This window comes from Microbacterium sp. SCN 69-37 (genome assembly GCF_001724435.1).
GTDB classification, from domain to species: Bacteria; Actinomycetota; Actinomycetes; order Actinomycetales; family Microbacteriaceae; genus Microbacterium; species Microbacterium laevaniformans.
Genome location: NZ_MEEL01000017.1, coordinates 42,690 through 66,899 on the forward strand (window position 1 = coordinate 42,690; position 24,210 = coordinate 66,899).

A 24,210-nucleotide genomic window follows, 5' to 3' on the forward strand; every position below is an offset into this window, starting at 1 on the left:
AGGCGCGCACGTCGGATGCCGGGCGTAGGGTGACGCCATGTTCGCCATCGTTCCGCCGTACCTGCTGTCTCGCCTGGCCGCCACCGACGCCCCGCACCTCGCGAACGCGGCAGAGGCCGCCCGCGCGACCCTGGCGATCGCACGGCCCTCCCACCCGGCGCCCGCGCGTGGTCGGGCACGGCTCGATCTGTCGGCCGACGGCGACGCCCTCATCTTGCAGGGAGAGCCGGCGCCCGACCGCGTCATCTCCGACGCGCAGCACCGCGAAACGCTTCCCGGCATGCGCGTGCGCGGCGAAGACGACCCGGCCGTCGCCGACGTCGCCGTGAACGAGGCCTTCGAGGGGCTCGGCGCGAGCTTCGAGCTGTTCTGGGACGCGTTCGCACGCCGCTCGATCGACGGCGCCGGCGGAACCCTCGCGGCGAGCGTGCACTACGGCGACCGCTATGACAACGCGTTCTGGAACGGCGAGCGGATGGTCTTCGGCGACGGCGACGGCGAGGTGTTCCGGGGCTTCACCTCTTCGATCAGCGTCATCGGGCACGAGCTCGGCCACGGCGTGATCGAACACGGCGGCGGTCTCGAGTACCAGGGACAGTCGGGAGCGCTCAACGAGTCCGTAGCCGACGTCTTCGGCGCGCTGACAGAGCAGCATCGCGCCGGCGAGAGCGCCGCGGAGGCGTCGTGGCTGATCGGGGCCGGCATCTTCACCGACGCCGTTCAGGGCGTGGCGCTGCGCTCGATGAAGGCACCCGGAACGGCCTACCACGACGACGTTCTCGGCAAAGACCCTCAGCCCGCCCACATGCGCGACTACGTCCGCACGAGCGAGGACAACGGCGGCGTGCACATCAACTCCGGCATCCCGAACAAGGCTTTCCACCTCGTCGCCACCGCGCTCGGCGGTCACGCGTGGGAACGAGCGGGCCGCATCTGGTACCTCACCGTGACGCAGGGCGCCGTGCCGCCGACGGCGGATTTCTCGGCGTTCGCGGCGGCGACCACGGCGGTCGCGCAGCGGGAGTACGGTGAGAGATCGGAGGAAGCCGACGCCGTCCGCACCGCGTGGAACGCCGTCGGTGTGACCGCCCGTGACGAACCATCCCGATCCGCGCGATCTGCCGGAGACCGCGAATGACGCCGATGCGCACGCCCTGACCGTGAGCATGGTCCGCTCCGGCGGCGTCGCGGGATTCACGCGCCGCTGGCACCTCTCGGCACCTCCCCACGAGAGTGCGCGCTGGAAGCAGCTCGTGGAACGTTGCCCCTGGGATGCCGAGGACAGGGGCGAGCCTCTCCCGGGCTCGGCCGCTGCCCCCACCGCGCCGGGCGCCGACCGATTCACCTGGACCATCGAAGCTCACGTCGACGGTCGTTCCCACCGTGCGATCGTCAGCGAGGCGGACGCCGAGGGCGCCTGGCGCATCTTGATCGACGCGGTCCGCGACGCCGCGCCCTCACCCCTCTGAGCGCTCCGAGCGCGAGAACAGCGAGCGCTTTTTCTTCACCGGCGACAGCTGCTTCTGCAGGTAGATCGTGCCGAGCCAGCGGCCGAACTTGAAGCCGACGCGTCCCATGCGTCCGACCTCGACGAAGCCGAGCTTCTCGTGCAGGGCGATGGAGGACTCGGCCCCCTTGTCGCTGATCACCGCGACCATCTGATGGATGCCGGCCGCTTCGCTGGCTGCGATCAGCGCCTCCAGGAGCGCGCGGCCGAGGCCCTTTCCCGTCGCCGCCTGGCCGAGGTAGATCGAGTTCTCCACGCTGTAGCGGTACGCCGACTTGGCCGACATCGGCTGCACGAGTGCATAGCCGAGGATCTGCCCGCTGGGCGACTGCGCCACGAGGAACGGCATGCCGAGCTTGGAGAGATGCTCGAGCTTCTCGCGCCACTGGGCGAGCGACCACTTCTTCTCGTCGAAGGTCACCACCGAGTTGGTGACGTAGTAGTTGTAGATCTCGCGGATGTCCGGAATATCGCCGTCCCGCACGGGCCGGATCTCGTAGGAGAAGGGGCGCTCCTGCTCGCTGCGGCGCAGGTGCACGGGCAGCCGCCGCCGACTCTTGTCGTACTCCTCCTCCAGCATGTGGCTCAGCCTAAACGCCAGTCGACCGGCGTCGCACCCTGCTGGACGAGCAGCTCATTGACACGCGAGAAGGGACGCGAGCCGAAGAAGCCCCGACTGGCCGACAGCGGCGAAGGGTGGGCGGACTCCACGGTCGGGGTCCCCGCGAGAAGGGGCCGCAGGTTCGCGGTATCCCGCCCCCAGAGCACCGCGACGAGCGGTCGGTCGCGGGCGACGAGGGTGCGGATGGCGTGTTCGGTGACCTTCTCCCATCCCCACCCGCGATGCGATGCGGGAGCTCCGGGGGCCACTGTCAGCACGCGGTTGAGCAGCATGACGCCCTGATCGCTCCATGCGGAGAGGTCGCCGTGCGGTGCCCGTGCGATGCCGAGGTCGGTTTCCAGCTCCTGGTAGATGTTGGCGAGGCTTCGCGGCAGGGGCCTCACGTGCGCGTCCACGGCGAACGAGAGCCCGATCGGGTGGCCCGGGGTCGGGTAGGGGTCCTGCCCGACGATGAGGACCTTGACGTCCGCGAGCGGTCTCGCGAAGGCGCGGAGCACCTTGTCGCCCGCGGGGAGATACGGCCGCCCTGCCGCGGTCTCGGCGCGCAGTCGTTCGCCGAGCGCCGCGATGTCGGGCGCCACCGGAGCGAGCGCGTGCGCCCAATCCGCGTCGATGAGTCCGGCATCGGCCAGCTCATCGAGGGCCATCGCCATCAAGCGCTCGCCTCCGCGCCCGCATCCTCCTCGATCACAGAACCGGCGGCCGACCAGGGGAAATCGATCCAACGGTCGGTCTCGCGCCAGGAGAAGTCGGGCTGGGCGACACTGCCGGGCTTCGTGTAGATGCACACTGATCGCACGTCGGCATCGGCGTCGCGCAGCATCTTCACCGCGAGGGCGAGTGTGCGACCGCTGTCGGCGACGTCGTCGACGAGCAGGACGCGCTTGCCGGGAAGGTAGCCGAGGTCGAGGTCGGGGGGCAGGAGCGCCGGAGCCTCCAGCACGGTGCCGATGCCGGTGTAGAACTCCACGTTCAGGGCACCGCAGCTCTTGACGCCCAGACCGTAGGCGATCGCGCCGGCGGGCAGCAGACCCCCGCGGGCGATCGCCACCACGACGTCGGGAACGAACCCGTCCGCCACGATCGATCGGGACAGCGCCCGGGTCGCCTCGCCGAAACCGTCCCATGTCAGTACTTCGCGCTCGCTCGTCACGGCATTCAGCCTAGGCGCCGCTGCGGTGCGCGACACACACGCGTGGCTAGAGTGAACGCCGTGACCTCCTCCTCCGCAGGCTCCTCGACGGCGAAGAGCCCCCGCACCCGCTCGGCCCGCCTTCCCCGGGGCCTCGGCATCACCGCCGGCCTCATCGGATGGTTCATCCTGGTCGAGATCGTCAGCGGCATCCTGCAGGGGTACTACGTGCCGCTGTTCAGCGACATCGTCGTCTCCCTCGGCATCCACGACTCGGATGTCAACTGGTTCGAGGCGGCGCAGCTGCTGCTGTCGGCGCTCGTCGTCCCGGTGCTCGCGAAACTCGGCGACATGTACGGCCACAAGCGCATCCTGCTCATCGCCGCGGTCCTCACGGCCGGGGCGACGTGGTGGCTGGCGTTCGCGACCTCGTTCTGGAGCTTTCTGATCGCCTGGGCGTTGCAGGGCTTCTACGTCGTCTGGCTGCCGTTGGAGATCGCCCTCATCTTCGAGCGCGGCCGGGTGCAGCAGCGCGGAGTGTCGACGACCCGCCGCGCGGCGGGTCTGCTGGTCGTCGGGCTGGAGGTCGGCGCGATCGTCGGCGCTCTCGCCGCCGGACGGATCTTCGCCGCAAGCGGCCAGAACCTCACCGCGACGCTCATCGTACCGGCGATCGCCGTGACGCTCGTCGCACTCGTCATCTGGATCGGTGTTCCCGAATCCGCCCCGGAGGGTGGACGACGCCTCGACACGAGGGGTTTCGTGCTCCTCGCGTGGGCACTGCTGCTCGTGACGGGCGGTCTGGCCTGGATGCGGATGATCGGTGAGCTGGCGCTCGGCGCCGCCGCCTGGATCTGGGTCATTGCCCTGCTGCTGGCCGGGGTCGCGGTGTTCGTGTGGTTCGTGCGCTTCGAACTGCGCCAGGACGACCCGGCGGTGGACATCCGGGTGCTGCGCCGACCCGAGATGTGGCCGGTGCAGGCGACGGCCTTCCTCATCGGGATCAGCCTGCTCGGCGCGCAGGGACCGTTGTCGACGTACGCCGGCACCGATCCCTCCCTCGGCTACGGGCTCGGGTTGGATGCCACGGAGCGCTCGAACATCATCGGGGTCTACCTCGTTTCACTCATCGTGGGCGCCGTGCTGTTCGCCGTGACCTCGCGGCGGGCGAGCCCACGGGTCGTACTGATCGCGGCATCCCTGCTCGTGGGTATCGGCTATCTGCTCTTCCTGCCGTTCCACGTGGAGCTGTGGCAGGTGCTGCTCAACCTCTCGATCGCCGGGCTCGGCTGCGGCGCGCTGGTCGGTGCGCTTCCCGCCGCCGCGGCCGCCGCCGCCCCGCGCGGGCAGACCGGCATCGCGACGGCACTGACCAACACGACCAAGACGATCGGCGGGTCGTTCTCCTCAGCCGTGTTCGGCGTGGTGCTCGCGGCCGGCGCCGGCGCCGTGGCCAGCCAGACCGCGGCTTCCCTCGGTGGCTACCTGACGGTGTGGGCGATCTGCGCCGGCGGCGGATTCCTCGCCGCCCTGCTGCTCGTGTTCGTTCCGAAGGTCGCGTTCGCCGACGCCCCCGCATCCTGACGCCGCGGGCCTCTTCCGCGGGGTCAGGCGCGCGGGCGGAGGCGACCGCGCGCGAGCAGGTGCTGCGCGGACTGGGCGACCGGGCGCATCGTCACGAGGTCCAGGTTGACGTGGCCGGGAGCTTGAAGGGCGTACACGATGACATCCGCGACATCGTCCGCGGTGAGCGGGTGCTCGACGCCCTCGTAGACCTTCTCGGCCGTGGCGCGGTCGCCGCCCAGTCGGTTGAGGGTGAACTCCTCGGTGTAGACCATGCCCGGCGCGACCTCGGTCACGCGGATCGGCTCCCCGTTCAGCTCCAGACGCAGGGCGTGCACGAGCATCGCCTCGCCCGCCTTCGCCGCGTTGTAACCGGCTCCTCCGGGATACGCCGTCTGCGCCGCGGTCGAGGTGACATACAGCGTGTCGGCGTGACCGCCGTCGTCGATCCCTGCCCGCAGCAACGGCAGCAGGGCCGCCGTGATCAGCTGCGCCGAGAGCACGTTCGCCTCGAACATCCAGCGCCAGTCCGCCGGGTCGCCGTCTTCGACCCGGTCGGTGCCCCGCGCGCCGCCGGCGACGTGCACGAGGGCGTGCACCGCCCCGGTGCGTGCCAGGTGCTCGGCCAGCGCCGCCACGTCGGCCTCGTTCGACAGGTCGGCGGCGAACGATGCCGACCCGGTTTCGCGATCCAGCGCGACCAGCCGCTCCGCGCGGCGAGCCACACCCACCACGTCCCAGCCCGACGCCCGCAGGGCGCGGACGGTCGCCGCACCGATGCCGGAGCTCGCTCCCGTCACCACGGCGCGACGACGGTGGTCCTGAGAACTCTCCTGCGGCGAAGTCATGCCCCCACGCTACGTCACGGCATCGGATGCCGAGGCGAGTGCGTTCATTACGTCACATTTCCCGACCGTTGTTGACAACGGGCGCGAACTCTACTGTCAGTGATGGCCGCGGCATCCGACCCCGGCTCCCCACCACTTCCGATTCACCCGATGGAGCCCGACATGTCCGCATCCGAGAACTGGCGCTTCGAGACCACGCAGATCCACGCGGGCGCGCAGCCCGACCCCGTGACCAAGGCGCGAGCCACGCCGATCTACCAGACCACCTCCTACGTGTTCGACAACGCCGACCACGCCGCGAACCTGTTCGCTCTGGCGGAGTTCGGCAACATCTACACCCGCATCCAGAACCCCACGCAGGACGTCGTCGAACAGCGCATCGCGGCCCTCGAGGGGGGCACCGGCGCCCTCCTCGTCGCGTCGGGCCAGGCAGCGGAGACATTCGCGATCCTCAACATCGCGGAGGCCGGTGACCACTTCGTGTCGTCGAGCTCGATCTACGGCGGCACCTACAATCTCTTCAAGTACACGCTGGGCAAGCTCGGCATCGAGGTCACGTTCGTCGAGAACCAGGACGACCCGGAGGAATGGCGCCGCGCGGTCCGCCCCAACACGAAGCTGTTCTTCGCCGAGACGATCGGCAACCCACAGATCAACGTGCTCGACATCCGCACCGTCGCCGACGTCGCCCACGAGGCCGGTGTGCCGCTCATCGTCGACAACACGATCGCAACGCCCTACCTCATCCGCCCGTTCGAGCACGGCGCCGACATCGTCGTGCACTCGGCCACCAAGTTCCTCGGCGGCCACGGCACCGTCATCGGCGGCGCCATCGTCGACGGCGGCACGTTCCCGTGGTCCGAGCACGCCGACCGCTTCCCGGGCCTGACCACCCCCGACCCCTCCTACCACGGCGCGGTCTACACGCAGGCTGTCGGCGACGGCCTGGCGTACGTCATCAAGGCACGCGTGCAGCTGCTGCGCGACCTCGGCGCCGCCATCTCGCCGCAGAGCGCCTGGCTGCTCATCCAGGGCATCGAGACCCTGTCGCTGCGCATCGAGCGTCACGTGCAGAACGCGCAGGAGATCGCCGAGTGGCTGGAGAACCACGACGACATCGCCTCGGTCAACTACTCCGGCCTGCCGACCTCGCCCTGGTACGCGGCCGCGAACCGCTACGCCCCGAAGGGCGTGGGCGCGGTGCTGTCGTTCGAGCTCAAGGGCGGCGTCCAGGCCGGTCGCGAGTTCGTGAACGCGCTCGAGCTCTTCAGCCACCTCGCCAACATCGGCGATGTCCGCTCGCTCGTCATCCACCCGGCATCCACGACGCACTCGCAGCTGACGCCGGAGCAGCAGCTCACGGCCGGTGTGACCCCGGGCCTGGTCCGCCTGTCGGTGGGTCTGGAGAACGTCGAGGATCTCAAGGCCGACCTCGAGCAGGCCCTCGCCGCCGCGCGCAAGGTCTCCGAGGCTGCCCGCGCCTGAGCCCTGCCCCGCCGCGGAGCAGCATACCCGTCCCCGACGGGTGCACGAACTCCGCAGGATGCCGCGAACTCCGCAGCCGGAAACGCTTCCCGCTGCGGAGTTCGTGCGTTTCTGCGGAGGTGGTGGTCGTAACAGTCCGTTTGCGATATCCGAGACCCGGGAGAATGGACGTCATGGACTGGCAGACCTCCGAAGACACGGTGCCGAGTGCACCGATCACGGAGGCCGACGCGCGCCTGCTGCGCGGCCGCCCCCCGGCGACGGGCGCCTGGCGCGACGGCGATCCCGCCGGCGACCGCCGCTTCGCCGCGTTCGGCGCCTTCACGACCGAGGGCGGTCGGGAGCTTCCCGGCATCCGCCTGGCCTACGAGACCTGGGGCGAGCTGTCGCCCGCCCGTGACAACGCGGTGCTCGTGCTGCATGCCCTCACCGGCGACAGTCACGTGCGCGGCGCCGCGGGACCCGGTCATCCCACCGCGGGCTGGTGGGACGACATCGTGGGCCCGGGCGCCCCCATCGACACCGACCGCTGGTTCGTCGTCGCCCCGAACATGCTCGGTGGATGCCAGGGCTCGACGGGGCCGTCATCGATCGCCCCCGACGGGTACGAATGGGCGGGACGCTTTCCGTACCTGACCGTCCGCGACCAGGTCGCCGCCCAGGTGCGCCTTGCGGATGCGCTCGGCATCGATGTGTGGGCCGCGGTCGTCGGCGGCTCGATGGGCGGCATGCACGCGCTCGAGTGGGGTGTGGGCCAGCCCGAGCGCGTCGCGCGGCTCGCCGTACTCTCCTCTCCGCCGACGACGACGGCCGACCAGATCGCGCTCAACGGCGTGCAGCTGGAAGCCATCCAGATCGATCCGCGCTTCGCCGACGGTGAGTACTACGACGCTCCCGACGGCGAGGGACCGCACCGCGGCCTCGCGCTCGCCCGCCGCATGGCCCTGCTGAACTACCGGAGCCCCACCGAACTCAACCAGCGCTTCCAGCGATCGTGGCAGTCGGGAAAGAGCCCGCTCGGTCACGGGGGCCGCTTCGCCGTGGAAAGCTATCTCGACTTCCACGGCAACAAGTTCACGCGCCGCTTCGACGCGAACACCTACATCACGCTGGTCGAGGCCATGAACTCCCACGACGTGGGACGCGACCGTGGCGGGGTCGAGGATGCCCTCGCGCGTGTCACCGCGACGACGCTCGTGCTCGGCACCGATAGCGACCGCCTGTTCCCGATCGATGGACAGCACCGCATCGCGCGCGGCATCCGCTCGACGATCGACGACGGCGCCATCGTGCTGTCGAGCGACTTCGGTCACGACGGCTTCCTCATCGAGACGACCGCCGTCGGAGCGCACCTGCGGCGGTTGCTGCAGGCCTGATCCCGGCGTCAGGCCACCGCGGCGGCGGTTCGTGCGGAGCGCGCCTCGATCCCGAAGCTCACGAGGGCGAGCACGAGGCCGGATGCCGCGAGCAGCGCTCCCACCCAGACCGGTGCGACGAAGCCGAAACCGGCCGCGATCACGACGCCGCCGAGAAACGCCCCGGTGGCGTTGCCGATGTTCAGCGCGGAGTGGTTCAGCGCCGCGGCGATCGACTGGTTGTCGCCCGCGACGTCCATCAGCCGTGTCTGAATCGACGGGCTCAGCACCGACGACACGAAGCCGACGAGGAAGATGAACAGCCCGAGCGCGATCAGCGCGCCCGCAGTGAGGGCGAGGAGCACCTGCACCACGACGAGAGCGCCGAGGCCCGCCAGCATCGTACGTTTCAGGTCGCGATCGGCAAGGTGGCCGCCGACGAGATTCCCGATCGTCATGCCGATGCCCATGACGATGAGGATCACCGGCACCACGGCCGCGGGAGCTCCCGCGACCTCGGTGACGATCGACGCGACGTAGCTGTAGGCCGCGAAGAACCCGCCGAACCCGATCGCACCGACCCCCAGGGTCAGCCACACCTGGCCGATCCGCAGCGCGCGCAGCTCCGCGCGGAGCGTCCGTCCGGGATCGCCCGCATGGGCCGGCACGGTCAGCGCGATCATCACTGCGGCGAGGGCGAAGATGAGGGCGACGACGAGGAATGCGATCCGCCACCCGAAGCGCTGCCCGAGGAAGGTGCCGAACGGCACACCGACGACGTTGGCGACCGTGAGGCCCGTGAGCACGAAGGCGACGCCCTTGGCGCGGTTTCCCGGCCCCATGACGTCGGCGGCGACAAGGGCGCCGATACCGAAGTATGCGCCGTGCGGCAGGCCCGCCAGCACGCGGGATGCCGCGACCAGCTCGAAGGTCGGAGCCAGCAGCGTCAGCGTGTTGCCGAGCGTCAGAGCCGCCGCCAGAGCCAGCATCACGCGATGGCGCGGATACTTCGCGACGATTCCCGCGATCGTGGGGGCGCCGATGACGACGCCGAGCGCGTACAGGGTGATGAGCCACCCCGCCTGCGCGACGGCATCCTCGGGAGAGGAGGCCCACGTCGTCGGCAGCAGGTCGGCGGAGATGTTCGGGAGCAAGCCCATGACGACGAACTCGGTCATGCCGATGCCGAACGAGCCGATGGCGAGGGAGAGGAGCGCCCACATCGCCGCACCCCTCGACGGGGTCGAGGAGATCACCCGGCCATGCTACCGGGCGCCGGCGGCGTCCCGGGCGGCCTACCCGTCGACCTCCAACGCCGCGATCGCGGTTTCCAACCGCTCGATCTTGCCGTCGAGCTCTCCAACGCGGCCGGGGCGGATGTCGGCCTTGAGCACCAGCGAGACGCGTGAGCCGAAGGGCATGACGGCATCGGTCGCGGCCTTCACGACCGCGAAGACCTCGTCCCACTCCCCCTCGATCTCGGTGAACATCGAGGTCGTGCGGTGCGGTAGTCCCGAGTCACGGACGACCTTCACGGCCGCGGCGACCGCGTCGTGCACAGAGCCGTCGGCGGCGGCCCCGGCGGGAGTGGAGGTGCCGCTCGGGGCGACGGAGAAAGCGACGAGCATGGGGCTCCTTCGGGTCGGCGGGTTCGGGTCGGCGGGAACGGGATCAGGGAACGAGCCCCGTCGTGGCGTTCTCGGGGAGCGCCCGCGTCGAAAGGGTCGAGGCGGGGGCATGGCGGGCAACGGAGACGAGGCGCACGATCATCCACACGAACATCGCGCAGAGAACGAGGTTGCGAAGAGTCAGAAGGCTCACGGGCACGAGCTGCGGGTAGAGGACGCCGTTGTAGGTCAGGGGGTAGACGAGCTGCGTGAGCAGCGCGGCGAACAGCGCCGTCGACGCCGGGGCCATCCAGCGGCGGCGATCGATGACGAGCCCGAGCACCACCGACGGCACCAGCCAGCAGAGGTACTGCGGCGAGCCCACCTTGTTGAAGACGATGAACCCGAGAACGAAGGCGAGCGAGAGCGTCGGGAACAGCGTCGCGTACCGCACGCCGCGCGTCACGGCCCACACCCCGAGACCCGCGACCACGAGCATCGCCACGACGAGCGCGGGAGTCATCGCGGCGATCACGGGATCGATCTGAGTGCCGGTGACCTGGAACGTCAGCAGATGCTGGTCGTAGTACACCCAGAACCCCGGGATGCCGAGCAGAGCGCCCCAGAGGTAGGGCATGCTGACCGGCGCCTCCACCTGGAGTCCCCGCGTCGTCTGGTCGCCGATGAAGCCGAAAGCGTGCGCCCCACCCCCGAGAGCGGCGATCACGAGCAGCGTCGCCGCGCTCACCACCACCGCACCTCCCACGAGCGCGCCGCGGCGACGCAGCGTGACGACCGCAGCGGCCAGCACCGCGGCCGGCCACACCTTCATCCATGTCGCGACCGACAGCAGCACCGACGCCGCCCACGGACGTCCGACGAGCCACAGGCAGCCGAGCACGGCCAGCGCCACGGTGAACCCGTCGAGCCGGTACAACCCGACCGGACCGAGAAGCGCCACGTAGGCGAGCCAGAACCATCCCGCCGTCACGCGTCCCACCGAGCGGGCGCGCCCGATGAGGATGGCGAATGCGACGGCATCCGCGGCGATGACGACGATCGCCCAGCCGACGGTGTACCCGGCGATCCACGCGAACGCGTGCGCCAGCAGCATGGGCAACAGCGCGAGCTGCGGATACACCCACGACTGGTCGATGCCGACGATGCCGTGCCCCTGCAGCGCGCTCGTCGACCACGGCTCGTAGACGCGGTAGACGTCTCCCATGGGCTCGTTGGGCAGGACGAAGCCGAGCCAGGCGACACCGACGTGAACGATCGCGAAGGCGGCCCACAGCACGCTCCGCCTCATCATCCCCCCATCCTAGGGAGGCGACCTCAGCGTTCCGAGACGAGCTCGCCCACGATGCTCGACACCGCACGGGCGACGTCGAGAGCGACCAGCGGCCCTCCGCCGTGTCGGGCGGAGGCGGCAGCTCCGGCGCTGCCGTGCAGCCAGGCCGCGCACGCGGCGGCATCCGCGACACGATCCGGAGCCCCTGCCACGAGCGCTCCCAGAATGCCGGCGAGCACGTCGCCGGTGCCGGCCGTCGCCAGCCATGCGACGCCCGATGTCACCGAGCGCACCGTGCCCTCGGGCGTCGCGATCAGCGTCGTCGAACCCTTCAGCAGCAGGACGGCGCCGGTGACAGCGGCCGTCTCGAGGGCGGCCTGTTCCCGACCGATGGCCGAGGCCAGCCCCAGCCGATCGCGCAATGCGGCGTGCTCGCGATCGTGGGGCGTCAGCACCAGCGGCGCGGGATCGCCCGTGACGGCGGATGCCGCGACGACGAGATCGAGCGCGCCGGCATCGACGACGACCGGCACGTCCCCGGAGAGGATCGTCCGGACCGCCGCGGTCTCGGCAGGGGTGCGAGCGGTGGGGGACGTCCCCGAACCGACCACCCACGCCTGCACCCGCCCGTCGGCCGTCACCGTCTCCGGGCGACGCTGGAGCACGAGGTCGGTGGCCCGACGCGGACCGAGGTAGCGCACCATTCCCGTCCCCGTCCGCCACGCGGCCTCGACGCCCAGAACAGCCGCGCCGGGAAACTCCTCCGATCCGGTGCGCATGCCCACGACGCCTCGGGAATACTTGTCGTCGCTCGCCGTTGGCACCCTGAGGAAGGTGGCCGTCTCGGGTGCCGTCCACGGCGAGGGTGTGCTCATGCGCGCCACCCTACCCGTCCCCGTCCCCCGGTCGTTGAGCGAGGCGCACAGCGCCGAGTCGAAACGCCCACCCGCATCGAGCCCGCGGAGAGCCATCATGAGCCTGCTGTTCACCCCGTACGAACTGGCCGGACGCACCGTCCGCAACCGCCTCTGGGTCGCGCCGATGTGTCAGTATTCGGCGACCGACGGCGTGCCCAACGACTGGCATCACGTTCACCTCGCCCAGTTCGCGTCCGGCGGCGCCGGTGTCGTCATCGCCGAGGCGACCGCGGTGAGCCCGGAGGGACGCATCTCCCCCGAGGACGTGGGCCTCTGGAACGACGAACAGCGCGACGCGTGGGCGCCCATCGTTGCCGCGATCCGCGCCCGCGGAGCTCTTCCCGGCGTGCAGCTGGCCCACGCCGGACGCAAGGCCTCGACCTTCTCACCGTTCTCCGGGCGCCGCGGCAGCGTCCCCGCCGCCGACGGCGGGTGGACCACGCTCGCCCCCTCCGCCATCGCCTACGACGGATTCGAGGCGCCGGAGGCCTTGGATGCCGCGGGCATCCGCCGCATCGTCGTGGCGTTCGCCGCCGCCGCGGTGCGGGCGGTCGCCGCCGGCTTCGAGGTGCTGGAAGTCCACGCCGCGCACGGCTATCTGCTCCACCAGTTCCTCTCGCCGCTGTCGAACGCGCGCGAGGACGAGTACGGCGGCAGCCTGGAGAACCGCGCCCGGCTGCTGCTCGAGGTCGTCGACGCCGTCCGCAGCGCCGCCCCGGATGCCGCGACTCTCGTGCGCTTCTCGGCATCCGACTGGGCCGACGGCGGCTGGGATGCCGCGCAGACGGCGACCGTCGCCGGATGGGCGGCCGCGCGCGGCGTCGATTTCTTCGACATCTCCAGCGGCGGTCTCGTCGCCCACCAGCGCATCACGACCGGCCCCGGCTACCAGGTGCCGCTCGCCGCCGAGGTGCGCCGCGTCGCCGACGTCGCGGTCGGCGCCGTGGGGGAGATCACCTCGGGTGTGCAGGCGGAGGAGATCCTGGCGTCCGGAGCCGCCGACGTGATCCTGGCCGGTCGCGAATGGCTGCGTGACCCGCACTTCGCGCTGCGTGCCGAGGTCGAGCTCGGCGGCGCCGACGCCGCGCTGTGGCCCCCGCAGTACGAGCGCGGACGCCCCCGTATCGCTCCCGTTCGGTGAGCGAGCGCCGCAGGGCCGGGTCCACACACCCGGCCCTGCGGCGGCAACGGGCTCAGTAGCCCCGGCGTGTCGCGTCGTGTACCTCGCCGACGAGCTCCTCGATGATGTCCTCGAGGAAGAGCACCGCCGTCGTCTCGCCCCGAGCGTTGCGCACCTGCGCGAGGTGACGGCTGGTGCGGCGCATGAGGGCCAGCGCATCCTCCAGGTCGGTCGTCTCGGCGACCGGAACCATGTGGTGGATGCGCTTCGGCTTGATCGGCACGGCGACCTTCTCATCGGCGCCGGCGCCCTCAGCCGCGCGGAGCACATCCTTGAGATGGACGTAGCCGAGAGGGATGCCCTCGGCATCCACGATCACGTAGCGCGAGAAGCCGTGCTTGGCGACGGCGCGCTCGATCTCGTCGGGCGTCGTCGTCTCGGGAAGCGTCACGAGCTCCGACAGGGGTACGGCGACGTCCCGCGCCTTCTTGTCGGTGAACTCCAACGCGGCCGTCACGGCGCCGGAAGCGTCGTCGAGCACGCCCTCGATCCGTGACTGGTTCACGATCGTGGCCACCTCGTCGAGGGTGAACGTCGACGCCGCCTCGTTCTTCGGCTCGACCCGGAACAGGCGCACGATGTGGTTGGCCAGCCAGTTGAGGGCGACGATGATCGGGTAGAAGAGCTTCGAGGTCCACACCAGCGGTGTCGCCAGCATGAGCACGGCCCGGTCGGGGAGCGAGAACGCGAGGTTCTTCGGCACCATCTCGCCGAACACCACGTGCAGGTACGACACGAGGACCAGGGCGATGGCGAACGCGACGCCGCCGATGACCGCCTCGTTCCAGCCCGTCAGCCCCAGGGGCACTTCGAGCAGGTGATGGATCGCCGGCTCCGACACGTTCAGGATCAGCAGCGAGCAGATGGTGATGCCGAGCTGACTCGTGGCGAGCATGAGCGTGGCGTGTTCCATCGCGTACAACGCGGTCACCGCGGTCTTGGAGCCCTTCTCGGCGAGCGGCTCGATCTGCGAGCGGCGGGCGGAGATGACGGCAAACTCGGCGCCGACGAAGAACGCGTTGAACGCGAGCAGCACCACCAGCCACGCGATTCCGGCCCAGTCGCTCATCGACCCTCACCTGCCTCGTTCGCCGCGTCGGACGCATCGGCGCCGTCGAGCGCCGCGTGGGGCAGCGGGTGCGGCGTGAATTTGACGCGGTCGACGCGCCGGCCGTCCATCCGCTGCACCTCCAGCGTCCCGTCCTCGAGATCGATGCGGTCCCCGACGACGGGAATGCGCTCCAGCATCGACATGAAGAAGCCGCCGACGGTGTCGTACACGTCGCCCTCGGGCACTCGGATGCCGGTGCGATCGAGGACCTCGTCGGGACGCAGCTCCGCCGGGAACGTCACGGCGCCGGCGACCCGCACGACGCCCGCGCGCGAGCGGTCGTGCTCGTCGAGCACCTCGCCGACGATCTCCTCGACGAGGTCCTCCAGCGTCACCACGCCGGCGGTGCCCCCGTACTCGTCGACGACGACGGCCATCTGGTAGCCGCGCGAGCGCAGCTCCGACATCACGGCGTCGAGGTGGACGGCTTCGGGCACTCGCAGCGGCTCTTCCGCGATGGCGGCCGCAGGAACGTCGCCGCGACGCTCGCGCGGCACGCTGACGGCCTGTTTGAGGTGGACGATGCCGGTGATGTCGTCCATCGACTCGTCGAACACCGGGAAGCGACTGTGGCCCGTGCGGCGGGCCAGCTGGATGACGTCCTCGACACTGTCGCCGGCGGCGACCGCATGGATGCTGGGACGCGGCGTCATGACATCCGCGGTCGTCAGCCGCGCGAAGGTGAGCGTGCGATCCAGCAGCGAGGCGGTGTCCTCCTCCAGCACACCGGCACTGGCCGAGCGTCGCACCAGGCTGGAGAGCTCTTCTGCCGTGCGGGCTCCGGAAAGCTCCTCCTTGGGTTCGATCCCCATCCCCCGCAGGATGCCGTTGGCCGAGCCGTTCAGGACGGTGATCGCAGGACGGAACACCGTGGTGAACGCGACCTGGAACGGCATGACGAGTTTCGCGGTCTGACGCGGGATGGCCAGCGCGAAGTTCTTCGGCACGAGCTCACCCAGGATCATGGAGAACGTCGTGGCGACGGCGATCGCGACGGTCGTGGCGACGACGCGAACCACCGCGTCGGGAACGCCCCACGCCGTCAGCACGGGGCTGAGCAGGGTGGTGAGGGCCGGTTCCATCGTGTAACCGGTGAGCAGGGTGGTCAGCGTGATGCCGAGCTGCGCGCTGGACAGGTGCGTCGAGGTGATCCGCAACGCGCTGATGGTCAGCGACAACCGCGATTCCCCGGCCGCCTGACGCGCCTCGAGATCCGCGCGATCGAGGTTGACGAGGGCGAATTCGCTCGCGACGAAAAGTCCGGTTCCGATGGTGAGCAGGAGCCCCACGCCCAGCATGACGAGTTCCATCACACGTCACCCCCGATCATGCTCGGGGAGGGTCGGTGGGGCGATCGTCTGCAACTGGGAGGGTCGTCCATGGTGCGAAGAAGTTTACGGCACCCGGCCCGTGTCGGCGCTGGATGCCGCCACTCGGCATCCACCGGGCAGCCGCTGCCGAGATCGGCATCGGCGCCCGAAATCGACGCCACGCGAGCCGATTTCGACCGCGCGAGAGGGAGCACACAGCCTCCTCCCCCGGCAGGGCTGCGGGCGCGGGTGTCCACGGGGCCGGTCGGCGTGGATGCCGGGGCGTCGGCGCCTGCGAGGGTCGACACATGACGGCTTCTGTGGGCATCGCGGTTCTGCGCCGACGTGAACTGCGCGAACCGCTGGACGATCGGCGCGCACGGCGGATGCTGGCGGACGGCACCTGGGTGCGCGTCGCGCCGGGGGCTTTCGTCATGGGCGCCGACTGGCGGCAGCTGGCCCCCGTGGCGCAGCACTGCCTTCGGGTCCAGGAGGTGATGGCGCGGGTACGCGCTCCCGCGCTCGTCTCGCATTTCGCGGCGGCGGCCGTGTGGGGCATCGATGTGCTCGGCGCCTGGCCGACGCGGGTCGAGGTGACGGTCGACCGCGCCACGGGCGGTCGCTCTGGAGGAGCGATCACTCGGCGAGCGCTCGGGCGCGATGGACGGATGTCGGTGCCGTTCGGGCGCCACCGGATCACCACTCCCGCCCAGACCGCGCTGGATATCGCCCGTCTGCTGCCGTTCCTGCGCGCAGTGACGGCGATCGATCAGGCGTTCTGGACCGGACGCGCCGGAGGAGCGCTCACGACGGCGGCCGAGATCGAAGCGCTCCTCGACGACGAGAGGCCCGTGCGGGGCGATGCTCGTGCGCGCCGTGCGCTCGCATCGTCGGCGCCGCTGTCGGCAAATGTCCGTGAGACCCACGTGCGGCTGCTGGTGGCGGCGCTCGGGTTTCCGCCGACGCGGTTGCAGGAGCGGCGGGTGCTGCGCAGCGGCCGGCTGGTGTACGGCGATCTGTACTTCCCGGATGCCGATCACTGGCTCGAGATCGACGGGCGCGGGAAGTATCTCAGTCCCGAGTACACGGCGGGGCGGACGCCTGCGGCCATCGTCATCGACGAGAAGAACCGTGAGAACGAGATCCGCCGCGAGGTGCGCGGGTTCTCGCGCCTCCAAGCCACCGACGCCGACCGCCCGCAACGCGTCTACGACATCCTCACCGCCGACGGCCTGCGCAGCACCAAGCCGCGGCCCCATTCCCGCGATCCGGTGTTGCGCTGACCGCGCTCGCGCTGCCGATACCGGCATCCGCTCCTCAAATCAACGCAGCGCGAGCCGATTTCGGCCGCGCGAGCGGGAGTGGATGCCGCGGGCTGTCACCAGCTGACAGGCAGGGCCTTGCCCTCTTCGTAGCCGGCTGCGGATTGCAGTCCCACCGTGGCACGCTCATGGAATTCGGGGACGGTCGACGCCCCCGCGTAGGTGAACGACGAGCGCACGCCCGAGGTGATCATGTCGACGAGGTCCTCGACCGACGGCCGCAGCGGATCGAGGTAGATCTTCGACGACGAGATCCCCTCGGCGAACAGCTCCTTGCGCGCACGCTCGTAGGCGTCCAGCCGACCGAACCGCCCCTGGACCGCCTTCGTGGACGCCATGCCCCACGACTCCTTGTAGACGCGGCCCCCCTCATCGACCTGCAGCTGCCCGGGCGCTTCGATGGTGCCGGCGAACCACGAGCCGATCATGACCGATGCCGCCCCCGCCGCCAGGGCGAGCGCGACATCGCGCGGATAGCGGACGCCGCCGTCGGCCCAGACGTGAGCCCCGAGCTCGGCGGCGGCCTGCGCGGTCTCCAGCACCGCGGAGAACTGGGGGCGGCCGACGGCCGTCATCATGCGGGTGGTGCACATCGCGCCGGGCCCCACCCCGACCTTCAGGATCGACGCGCCGGCTCCGACGAGGTCGTGCACGCCTTCCGCCGTCACGATGTTGCCGGCCGCGATGGGGATGCCGAGGCCGAGCCCCGACACGGTCTGCAGGGCGCGCAGCATGCCCTCCTGGTGGCCGTGCGCGGTGTCGACGACGAGCACGTCAACCCCGGCGGCGGCGAGCGCCTTCGCCTTCGCGGCGACGTCGCCGTTGATGCCGACCGCAGCCGCGACGATCAGCCGACCGTGCGCGTCGACCGCGGGCCGGTAGAGCGTCGAGCGCAGCGCGGTGCGCTGCGACAGGGTGCCGACGAGGTAGCCGTGGTGCAGGACGCACACGGTCTCGGCATCCGCCGCGACGAGCAGATCGAAGGCGTGGCGGGCGTCGGTGACGTCGTCGGCGTCGATCGAGACACCGCGACCGCGGGTGAGGTCACCCAGGCGGGCGTCGGGCAGGGCCGTGCCCAGCCGCGTCGCCGGGACGACGCCCAGGATGTCGTCGACGTGCACCTGCGTGAGGTCTCCGGAGACGACGACGATGCCGTGGCCCTCGGTCGCGGGCAGCAGCGCCGCCGCCTGCGAGACGGTCGCGTCGGCGCCGAGCACGAGCGGGGTGTCCCACCGCACGGGCTGGTCCTTGACCCAGCGGATCGCCGTGTCGATCTCCTGCAGCGGCATGTCCTGCGGCAGCACACCGAGCCCTCCGCGTCGGGCGAGGGCGGCGGCCAGACGCGGTCCGGTGACGGAGTTCATGTTGGAGGCGACGAGCGGGATCGTCGCCGAGGTCCCGTCGCGGGGCGACAGATCGACGTCCAGGCGGCTGGTCACACCGGATCGTCGCGGCACGAGGAAGACGTCCGAGTACGTGAGGTCGACGGTGGGCTGTGCGCCGGAGAACTGCATGACTCCCACGGTACCGACAGAAAACCTGGGATACCCTTGATGAACGTGTGCGTGTGGGCCGCGCCATACACGGCAGCGGGCCTCGCACGATCTGAAGTTCATCGATGAAAGCAGGCGCAACCGTGTCCAGTCAGGTGACCGGCGTGGGAACTTCGAGCGACGGCGAATTCGGGGCCAACGAATGGCTCGTCGCCGAGATGTACGACCAGTTCGCGAAGGATCGCGACTCGGTCGACCGGGCGTGGTGGCCTGTGCTTGAGGCGTACGAGAAGACTCAGAAGGATGCTGCCCCCACTCCCACCGCTCCGGCCGCCGCGCCCGCTCCCGCCGCGTCGCCGGCGGCGGCCGCCGAGCCGCGCCCGATGACGGCACCGATCCCGGTCGTCGGCGCCCAGCCGGTCGCCCGCACGACGGCCCGCCCCGCCTCCCCGCAGCCTGTGCCGGCGCAGGCACCCAGCACCGAGCCGACGCCGGCTCCCGCCGCCCGCGAGGACGTCGTCACACCGCTGCGCGGCATGCCGAAGACTCTTGCCGCGAACATGGACGAGTCGCTGACCGTGCCCACCGCGACGAGCGTGCGCACCGTGCCGGCGAAGCTCATGATCGACAACCGCATCGTGATCAACAACCACATGTCGCGCACCCGCGGCGGCAAGGTGAGCTTCACGCACCTCATCGGCTGGGCCCTGATCCAAGCCCTCAAGGCCTTCCCCAGCCAGAACGTGTCCTACGCCGAGATCGACGGCAAGCCCTCCGTCGTCGCGCCGGCGCACATCAACCTCGGCATCGCGATCGATCTGCCCAAGCCCGACGGCTCGCGCGCGCTGATGGTCCCCTCGATCAAGCAGGCCGAATCGCTCACCTTCGGCGAGTACCTCGCTGCCTACGAGGATCTCGTCAAGCGCGCCCGCGGCAACAAGCTGACGGCGGCCGACTTCCAGGGCACCACGATCTCGCTGACCAATCCCGGCGGAATCGGCACGGTCCACTCCGTGCCGCGCCTCATGAAGGGACAGGGCTGCATCGTCGGCGCGGGCGCCCTCGAGTACCCCGCCGAGTTCCAGGGCTCGAGCGAGAAGACCCTCGTCGAGCTCGGCATCGGCAAGACGATCACGCTGACCAGCACGTACGACCACCGCGTCATCCAGGGCGCGGGCTCGGGCGAGTTCCTGAAGATCGTGCACGAGCTGCTCACCGGTCAGCGCGGTTTCTACGAGGGCATCTTCGCGGCCCTGCGCATCCCCTACGCGCCGATCCACTGGGCCGGCGACATCAACGTCGACATCGCAGAACGCGTCGACAAGACCGCCCGCGTACAGGAGCTCATCAACTCCTACCGCGTCCGCGGCCACCTCATGGCCGACACCGACCCGCTCGAGTACGTGCAGCGCACGCACCCCGACCTCGAGATCGAGAACCACGGCCTCACCTTCTGGGACCTCGACCGCGAGTTCGTCACGGGGGGCTTCGGCGGACGACGCCTGATGAAGCTCCGCGACATCCTCGGCGTGCTCCGCGACTCGTACTGCCGCACGATCGGCGTCGAGTACATGCACATCCAGGACCCGGGCCAGCGCAAGTGGTTCCAGGACAACGTCGAGGTCAAGTACCAGAAGCCGAGCCACGACGAGCAGCTGCGCATCCTCGACAAGCTCAACCAGGCCGAGGCGTTCGAGACGTTCCTGCAGACCAAGTACGTCGGCCAGAAGCGCTTCAGCCTCGAGGGCGGCGAGTCCCTCATTCCGCTGCTCGACCAGATCCTGCAGGGCGCCGCCGGCGCGGGCCTCGACGGCGCCGCCATCGGCATGGCGCACCGCGGTCGCCTCAATGTGCTGACCAACATCGCCGGCAAGACCTACAGCCAGATCTTCCGCGAATTCGAGGGCTCCGTCGCGATCGGCTCCAAGAGCGGTTCGGGCGATGTCAAGTACCACCTCGGGACGCAGGGCACGTTCGTGTCGGATGCCGGGGAGGAGCTGCCAGTGTACCTGGCCGCCAACCCGTCGCACCTCGAAACGGTCGACGGGGTGCTGGAGGGCGTCGTCCGCGCCAAGCAGGACCGCATGCCGATCGGCACGTTCTCGTGGCTTCCGATCCTCGTGCACGGCGACGCGGCCTTCGCGGGCCAGGGCGTCGTCGTCGAGACGCTGCAGATGTCGCAGTTGCGCGGGTACCGCACCGGCGGCACGGTGCACGTCGTCGTCAACAACCAGGTCGGCTTCACGACGCTCCCGCAGGACGGCCGCACTTCGGTCTACGCCACCGACGTCGCCAAGACGATCCAGGCGCCGATCTTCCACGTCAACGGCGACGACCCCGAAGCCGTCGTGCGCGTGGCCGAGCTCGCCGTGGCCTACCGCCAGGAGTTCAACCGCGACGTCGTCATCGACCTCGTCTGCTACCGCCGTCGCGGTCACAACGAGGGCGACGACCCGTCGATGACGCAGCCGCTGATGACGAACCTCATCGAGGCGAAACGCTCGGTGCGCCGGCTCTACACGGAGTCGCTCGTCGGTCGTGGCGACATCACCGAGGAGGAGTACGACAAGGCGAAGCAGGACTTCCAGAACCGCCTCGAGATCGCGTTCGCTGAGACCCACGCCGCCGAGACCGGCGCGACCGGAATCGTCTCCCCCGCCGTCACGGGCGGCGTGGAGCAGGCCGTCGGCGAGCCCGAGACCACGGGCGTATCCACCGCGGTCGTGCACCAGATCGGCGACGCTTTCGTCAACAAGCCCGACGGCTTCACGGTGCACAATAAGCTGCAGCAGCTGCTCGAGAAGCGCCTCGACATGAGCCGCAACGGGCAGATCGACTGGGGCTTCGGCGAGCTGCTGGCCTTCGGTTCGGTGCTGATGGAAGGCACGAACGTGCGCCTGGCCGGCCAGGACGCCCGCCGCGGAACGTTCGTCCAGCGCCACGCCGTGCTCCACGACCGGGCGAACGGCCAGGAGTGGCTACCGCTGGCGAACCTGTCCGAGAGCCAGGGCCGGTTCTACGTCTATGACTCCCTTCTCAGCGAGTATGCGGCGATGGCGTTCGAGTACGGGTACTCCGTGGAGCGTCCCGACACCCTCACCCTGTGGGAGGCGCAGTTCGGCGATTTCGCGAACGGCGCCCAGTCGGTCATCGACGAGTACATCTCCGCGGCCGACCAGAAATGGGGCCAGCAGTCGAGCGTCGTGCTGCTGCTCCCCCACGGCTACGAGGGTCAGGGTCCCGACCACTCCTCCGCCCGCATCGAGCGCTACCTGCAGATGTGCGCGCAGGAGAACATGACCGTTGCGCGACCCTCGACCCCGGCGTCGTACTTCCACCTCCTGCGCCGCCAGGCGTACGCCCGTCCCCGTCGTCCCCTGATCGTGTTCACCCCCAAGGCGATGCTGCGCCTTCGCGGAGCGACGAGTCCCGTCGAGGCCTTCACCACCGGACGGTTCGAGCCCGTGCTGGACGACGATCGCAACCTCGACCCGTCGGCGGTCACCAAGGTGCTGCTGCACTCGGGCAAGATCCACTGGGACCTCAAGGCCGAGCTCGACAAGAAGCCGAACCCGCAGGTCGCTCTCGTCCGTCTTGAGCAGCTGTACCCGGCTCCGATCGATCAGCTGAACGCCGTGATCGACCGCTACCCGAACGCCCAGCTGGTCTGGGTGCAGGACGAGCCCGAGAACCAGGGCGCCTGGCCGTTCATCGCGCTCGAGGTCGTCAAGCACCTGCACGGACGCACGATCCGCCGCGTGTCCCGCGCCGCCGCCGCCTCCACCGCGACCGGCTCACCGAAGGTGCACGCGCGCGAGCAGGCCGCGATCCTCGAGAAGGCTCTCACCGTCTGACCTGACTGCCGCTCAGCCGGCGGCGGGCAGCGCCAGGCGCACACGCGTGCCGTCGCCCTCGCGGGAGGCGATCGTGACCTCGCCGCCGTGCCTGTCGACGATGGTGCGCACCAGTGCCAGGCCCAAACCGCTGCCCCCGCGATCACGCGCGTTTCGGCCCCGAGCCAACTCGTCGAAGACCGCATCGATCTCGTCGGCGGGGATGCCGCGGCCGGTGTCGGCGACGTCGAGGACGACGGCACCGTGCTTCTCGTCGCCGCGGATCTCGATCACATCGCTCGGCTCGGAGTACTTGGCCGCGTTCGCCACCACGTTGAACAGAGCCACGAACAACAGGTCGGGATCGCCCACCACGTCCGGCAGCGGCCAGGGCGCCGCCGGCAGGGTCACCGCCACCTCGCGCCCGTGAGCGTCGCGGACCGCGTCGACGACGTCCGTCACCAGCGCGGCGACCGACACGCGCGAGCGCTCGACCTCGGACGTCTGCAGTTCGGAGAGTTTGCGAAGGTCGGCGACCAGCCGCGAGAGCCGGGCCGTCTGGGCATCGATGGTCGCGAGCTGGGGCGTATCGGCCTCGCTCGCGGCGACGGCGACGCGGATCGCCGTCACGGGATTCTTCAACTCGTGGTCGAGTCGAGCGAGAAAGCGTCGGTGCTCCGAGGCCGCCGTGTCGCGCGTGGTGCGCCGTGTCGTCTCGAGGAGACGACTCCGGCGGTGAGCCGCGAGTGCGAGAGCCGCGGCCGCCGCGGCGAACAGGACCGCGGCGCCCACGCCTACGGCCGGAACGCCGGCCTCGACCACGATCGATCGCCGGTCTCCTCCGATGACGCCGGCGACGGCGGCACCGGCTGAGACGACAGCGGCAGCGGCGAGAACCAGCACCCCGACGCGAGTGTTCATGCGCGGCGCACCTCGGCACGGAACCGATAGCCGACACCCGCAACGGTCTCGACGTAGCGCGGGTCCGTCGCGTCGTCGCCGAGAGCAGACCGCAGCTCCGCGACACGGTGGTCGACCGCTCGCGTGTGCGAAGCGAAGTCGAAGCCCCACAGCGCCGACAGCAGTCGCTCGCGGGTATGCACCTCGCCGGGGCGCGCCATCAGGTACTCCAGCAGTTGGAACGCCTTCGGCGTCAGCGAGACCTCGGCATCGCCACGCCAGACGCGACGTCCGGGGCGATCCAGTCGCAGGCCGCCGGTGACGAGCGTCTGCGACGTCACCAACGGGGCGGCTCCCGCAGCGACGCGGCGCAGCACCGCGCGTGCGCGGGCGACGAGCTCCTGCGGGTCGAACGGCTTGTTGAGGTAGTCGTCGGCGCCTTTTTCGAGCGCAGCCGAACGCTCGCCCGACTCTCCGACTCGCGTGAGCAGGATCGCCGGCGTGCTGTCTCCGGCCGCGCGCAGCCGGCGGACGAACTCCCGACCGTCCAGCACCGGCATCATGACATCGCTGACGATGATGTCGGGTACCCACTGCGTGACGACGTCCCACGCCTGCTGACCGTTCGCCGCAACGCGCACCTCGAACCCGCTGCGCGTCAGGAACGGGGCGAGGCCGTCGGTGATCGAGCTCTCATCGTCGACGAGGAGCAGACGCGGCGGCGCGGAGGTCAT

At 70.2% G+C, this 24,210-nt stretch carries 21 protein-coding genes; 8 read left to right on the forward strand and 13 right to left on the reverse strand.

Annotation, left to right across the window (positions count from 1 at the left end):
- Positions 1 to 37 precede the first annotated feature (37 nt).
- Both ABS64_RS02565 and ABS64_RS02570 read left to right on the forward strand, forming a co-directional pair.
- Complete coding sequence (locus ABS64_RS02565; RefSeq protein ID WP_288121077.1) at positions 38 to 1,138, forward strand: M4 family metallopeptidase; 1,101 nt, start codon at positions 38 to 40, stop codon at positions 1,136 to 1,138.
- Positions 1,139 to 1,166: 28 nt separating this feature from the next.
- Entirely contained in the window at positions 1,167 to 1,469 is a 303-nt protein-coding gene (locus ABS64_RS02570) for a protealysin inhibitor emfourin (protein ID WP_288121118.1), read from the forward strand.
- Here the strand turns inward: ABS64_RS02570 and ABS64_RS02575 are convergent.
- The 3 genes from ABS64_RS02575 to ABS64_RS02585 are packed head-to-tail and all read right to left on the reverse strand — an operon-like array spanning position 1,458 to position 3,282.
- The gene (locus ABS64_RS02575) at positions 1,458 to 2,087 is read right to left on the reverse strand and encodes a GNAT family N-acetyltransferase (RefSeq protein WP_036320838.1); all 630 of its coding nucleotides are present in this window, start codon (positions 2,085 to 2,087) and stop codon (positions 1,458 to 1,460) included. The genes ABS64_RS02570 and ABS64_RS02575 overlap by 12 nt on opposite strands.
- A 5-nt stretch (positions 2,088 to 2,092) precedes the next feature.
- Positions 2,093 to 2,782 carry a uracil-DNA glycosylase gene (locus ABS64_RS02580; protein WP_288121075.1) on the reverse strand — a complete coding sequence of 230 codons (690 nt, stop codon included), beginning with the start codon at positions 2,780 to 2,782 and terminating at the stop codon, positions 2,093 to 2,095.
- Positions 2,782 to 3,282, reverse strand: coding sequence for a phosphoribosyltransferase (locus ABS64_RS02585; RefSeq protein ID WP_016463342.1), 501 nt, complete (start codon positions 3,280 to 3,282; stop codon positions 2,782 to 2,784). The genes ABS64_RS02580 and ABS64_RS02585 overlap by 1 nt, the downstream gene beginning before the upstream one ends.
- 60 nt (positions 3,283 to 3,342) lie before the next feature.
- Here ABS64_RS02585 and ABS64_RS02590 point away from each other — a divergent pair, with 60 nt between their 5' ends.
- On the forward strand, positions 3,343 to 4,845 hold the full coding sequence (locus tag ABS64_RS02590; RefSeq protein ID WP_292680558.1) for an MFS transporter: 1,503 nt from the start codon (positions 3,343 to 3,345) through the stop codon (positions 4,843 to 4,845).
- Positions 4,846 to 4,868: 23 nt separating this feature from the next.
- Here ABS64_RS02590 and ABS64_RS02595 read toward each other — a convergent pair whose 3' ends face one another.
- The gene (locus ABS64_RS02595) at positions 4,869 to 5,672 is read right to left on the reverse strand and encodes an SDR family oxidoreductase (RefSeq protein ID WP_288121070.1); all 804 of its coding nucleotides are present in this window, start codon (positions 5,670 to 5,672) and stop codon (positions 4,869 to 4,871) included.
- Positions 5,673 to 5,834: 162 nt separating this feature from the next.
- On the opposite strand from ABS64_RS02595, the gene ABS64_RS02600 reads away from it, so the two are divergent.
- Both ABS64_RS02600 and ABS64_RS02605 read left to right on the forward strand, forming a co-directional pair.
- Positions 5,835 to 7,157: a bifunctional o-acetylhomoserine/o-acetylserine sulfhydrylase gene (locus ABS64_RS02600; RefSeq protein ID WP_036285912.1), complete on the forward strand. Its 1,323-nt coding sequence runs from the start codon at positions 5,835 to 5,837 to the stop codon at positions 7,155 to 7,157.
- A 173-nt stretch (positions 7,158 to 7,330) separates the two neighbouring features.
- Entirely contained in the window at positions 7,331 to 8,533 is a 1,203-nt protein-coding gene (locus tag ABS64_RS02605; RefSeq protein ID WP_036285807.1) for a homoserine O-acetyltransferase, read from the forward strand.
- A gap of 8 nt (positions 8,534 to 8,541) precedes the next feature.
- Here the strand turns inward: ABS64_RS02605 and ABS64_RS02610 are convergent, their stop codons facing one another.
- The 4 genes from ABS64_RS02610 to ABS64_RS02625 all read right to left on the reverse strand — a co-directional run bounded on the left by ABS64_RS02610 (position 8,542) and on the right by ABS64_RS02625 (position 12,285).
- The gene (locus ABS64_RS02610) at positions 8,542 to 9,735 is read right to left on the reverse strand and encodes an MFS transporter (RefSeq protein ID WP_292680702.1); all 1,194 of its coding nucleotides are present in this window, start codon (positions 9,733 to 9,735) and stop codon (positions 8,542 to 8,544) included.
- 72 nt (positions 9,736 to 9,807) lie between these two features.
- Positions 9,808 to 10,140 (reverse strand): thiamine-binding protein, encoded by a 333-nt coding sequence (locus tag ABS64_RS02615; RefSeq protein WP_288121066.1) that lies wholly within the window; start codon positions 10,138 to 10,140, stop codon positions 9,808 to 9,810.
- A gap of 43 nt (positions 10,141 to 10,183) precedes the next feature.
- Positions 10,184 to 11,431 carry a glycosyltransferase family 87 protein gene (locus ABS64_RS02620; protein ID WP_288121064.1) on the reverse strand — a complete coding sequence of 416 codons (1,248 nt, stop codon included), beginning with the start codon at positions 11,429 to 11,431 and terminating at the stop codon, positions 10,184 to 10,186.
- Positions 11,432 to 11,454: 23 nt separating this feature from the next.
- Positions 11,455 to 12,285, reverse strand: coding sequence for an ADP/ATP-dependent (S)-NAD(P)H-hydrate dehydratase (locus tag ABS64_RS02625; RefSeq protein ID WP_288121062.1), 831 nt, complete (start codon positions 12,283 to 12,285; stop codon positions 11,455 to 11,457).
- 97 nt (positions 12,286 to 12,382) lie between these two features.
- On the opposite strand from ABS64_RS02625, the gene ABS64_RS02630 reads away from it, so the two are divergent.
- Positions 12,383 to 13,468 (forward strand): NADH:flavin oxidoreductase/NADH oxidase, encoded by a 1,086-nt coding sequence (locus ABS64_RS02630; protein WP_288121060.1) that lies wholly within the window; start codon positions 12,383 to 12,385, stop codon positions 13,466 to 13,468.
- 52 nt (positions 13,469 to 13,520) lie between these two features.
- On the opposite strand, the gene ABS64_RS02635 is transcribed toward ABS64_RS02630, so the two are convergent.
- Positions 13,521 to 14,576, reverse strand: a complete 1,056-nt coding sequence (locus tag ABS64_RS02635) for a hemolysin family protein (protein ID WP_061683357.1) — start codon at positions 14,574 to 14,576, stop codon at positions 13,521 to 13,523.
- The gene (locus tag ABS64_RS02640) at positions 14,573 to 15,928 is read right to left on the reverse strand and encodes a hemolysin family protein (RefSeq protein ID WP_288121058.1); all 1,356 of its coding nucleotides are present in this window, start codon (positions 15,926 to 15,928) and stop codon (positions 14,573 to 14,575) included. The genes ABS64_RS02635 and ABS64_RS02640 overlap by 4 nt, the downstream gene beginning before the upstream one ends.
- 308 nt (positions 15,929 to 16,236) lie before the next feature.
- Between ABS64_RS02640 and ABS64_RS02645 the strand changes: the two genes are divergently transcribed.
- Positions 16,237 to 17,211, forward strand: coding sequence for a hypothetical protein (locus tag ABS64_RS02645; protein ID WP_288121056.1), 975 nt, complete (start codon positions 16,237 to 16,239; stop codon positions 17,209 to 17,211).
- A 95-nt stretch (positions 17,212 to 17,306) separates the two neighbouring features.
- Here ABS64_RS02645 and ABS64_RS02650 read toward each other — a convergent pair whose 3' ends face one another.
- On the reverse strand, positions 17,307 to 18,764 hold the full coding sequence (locus ABS64_RS02650) for a GuaB1 family IMP dehydrogenase-related protein (protein WP_288121055.1): 1,458 nt from the start codon (positions 18,762 to 18,764) through the stop codon (positions 17,307 to 17,309).
- A 122-nt stretch (positions 18,765 to 18,886) separates the two neighbouring features.
- Here ABS64_RS02650 and ABS64_RS02655 point away from each other — a divergent pair, with 122 nt between their 5' ends.
- The gene (locus tag ABS64_RS02655; protein ID WP_292680705.1) at positions 18,887 to 22,597 is read left to right on the forward strand and encodes a multifunctional oxoglutarate decarboxylase/oxoglutarate dehydrogenase thiamine pyrophosphate-binding subunit/dihydrolipoyllysine-residue succinyltransferase subunit; all 3,711 of its coding nucleotides are present in this window, start codon (positions 18,887 to 18,889) and stop codon (positions 22,595 to 22,597) included.
- A 12-nt stretch (positions 22,598 to 22,609) separates the two neighbouring features.
- Here the strand turns inward: ABS64_RS02655 and ABS64_RS02660 are convergent, their stop codons facing one another.
- Both ABS64_RS02660 and ABS64_RS02665 read right to left on the reverse strand, forming a co-directional pair.
- On the reverse strand, positions 22,610 to 23,497 hold the full coding sequence (locus ABS64_RS02660) for a HAMP domain-containing sensor histidine kinase (RefSeq protein WP_292680566.1): 888 nt from the start codon (positions 23,495 to 23,497) through the stop codon (positions 22,610 to 22,612).
- Complete coding sequence (locus ABS64_RS02665; RefSeq protein ID WP_292680567.1) at positions 23,494 to 24,210, reverse strand: response regulator transcription factor; 717 nt, start codon at positions 24,208 to 24,210, stop codon at positions 23,494 to 23,496. Before ABS64_RS02665 ends, ABS64_RS02660 begins: the two co-directional genes overlap by 4 nt.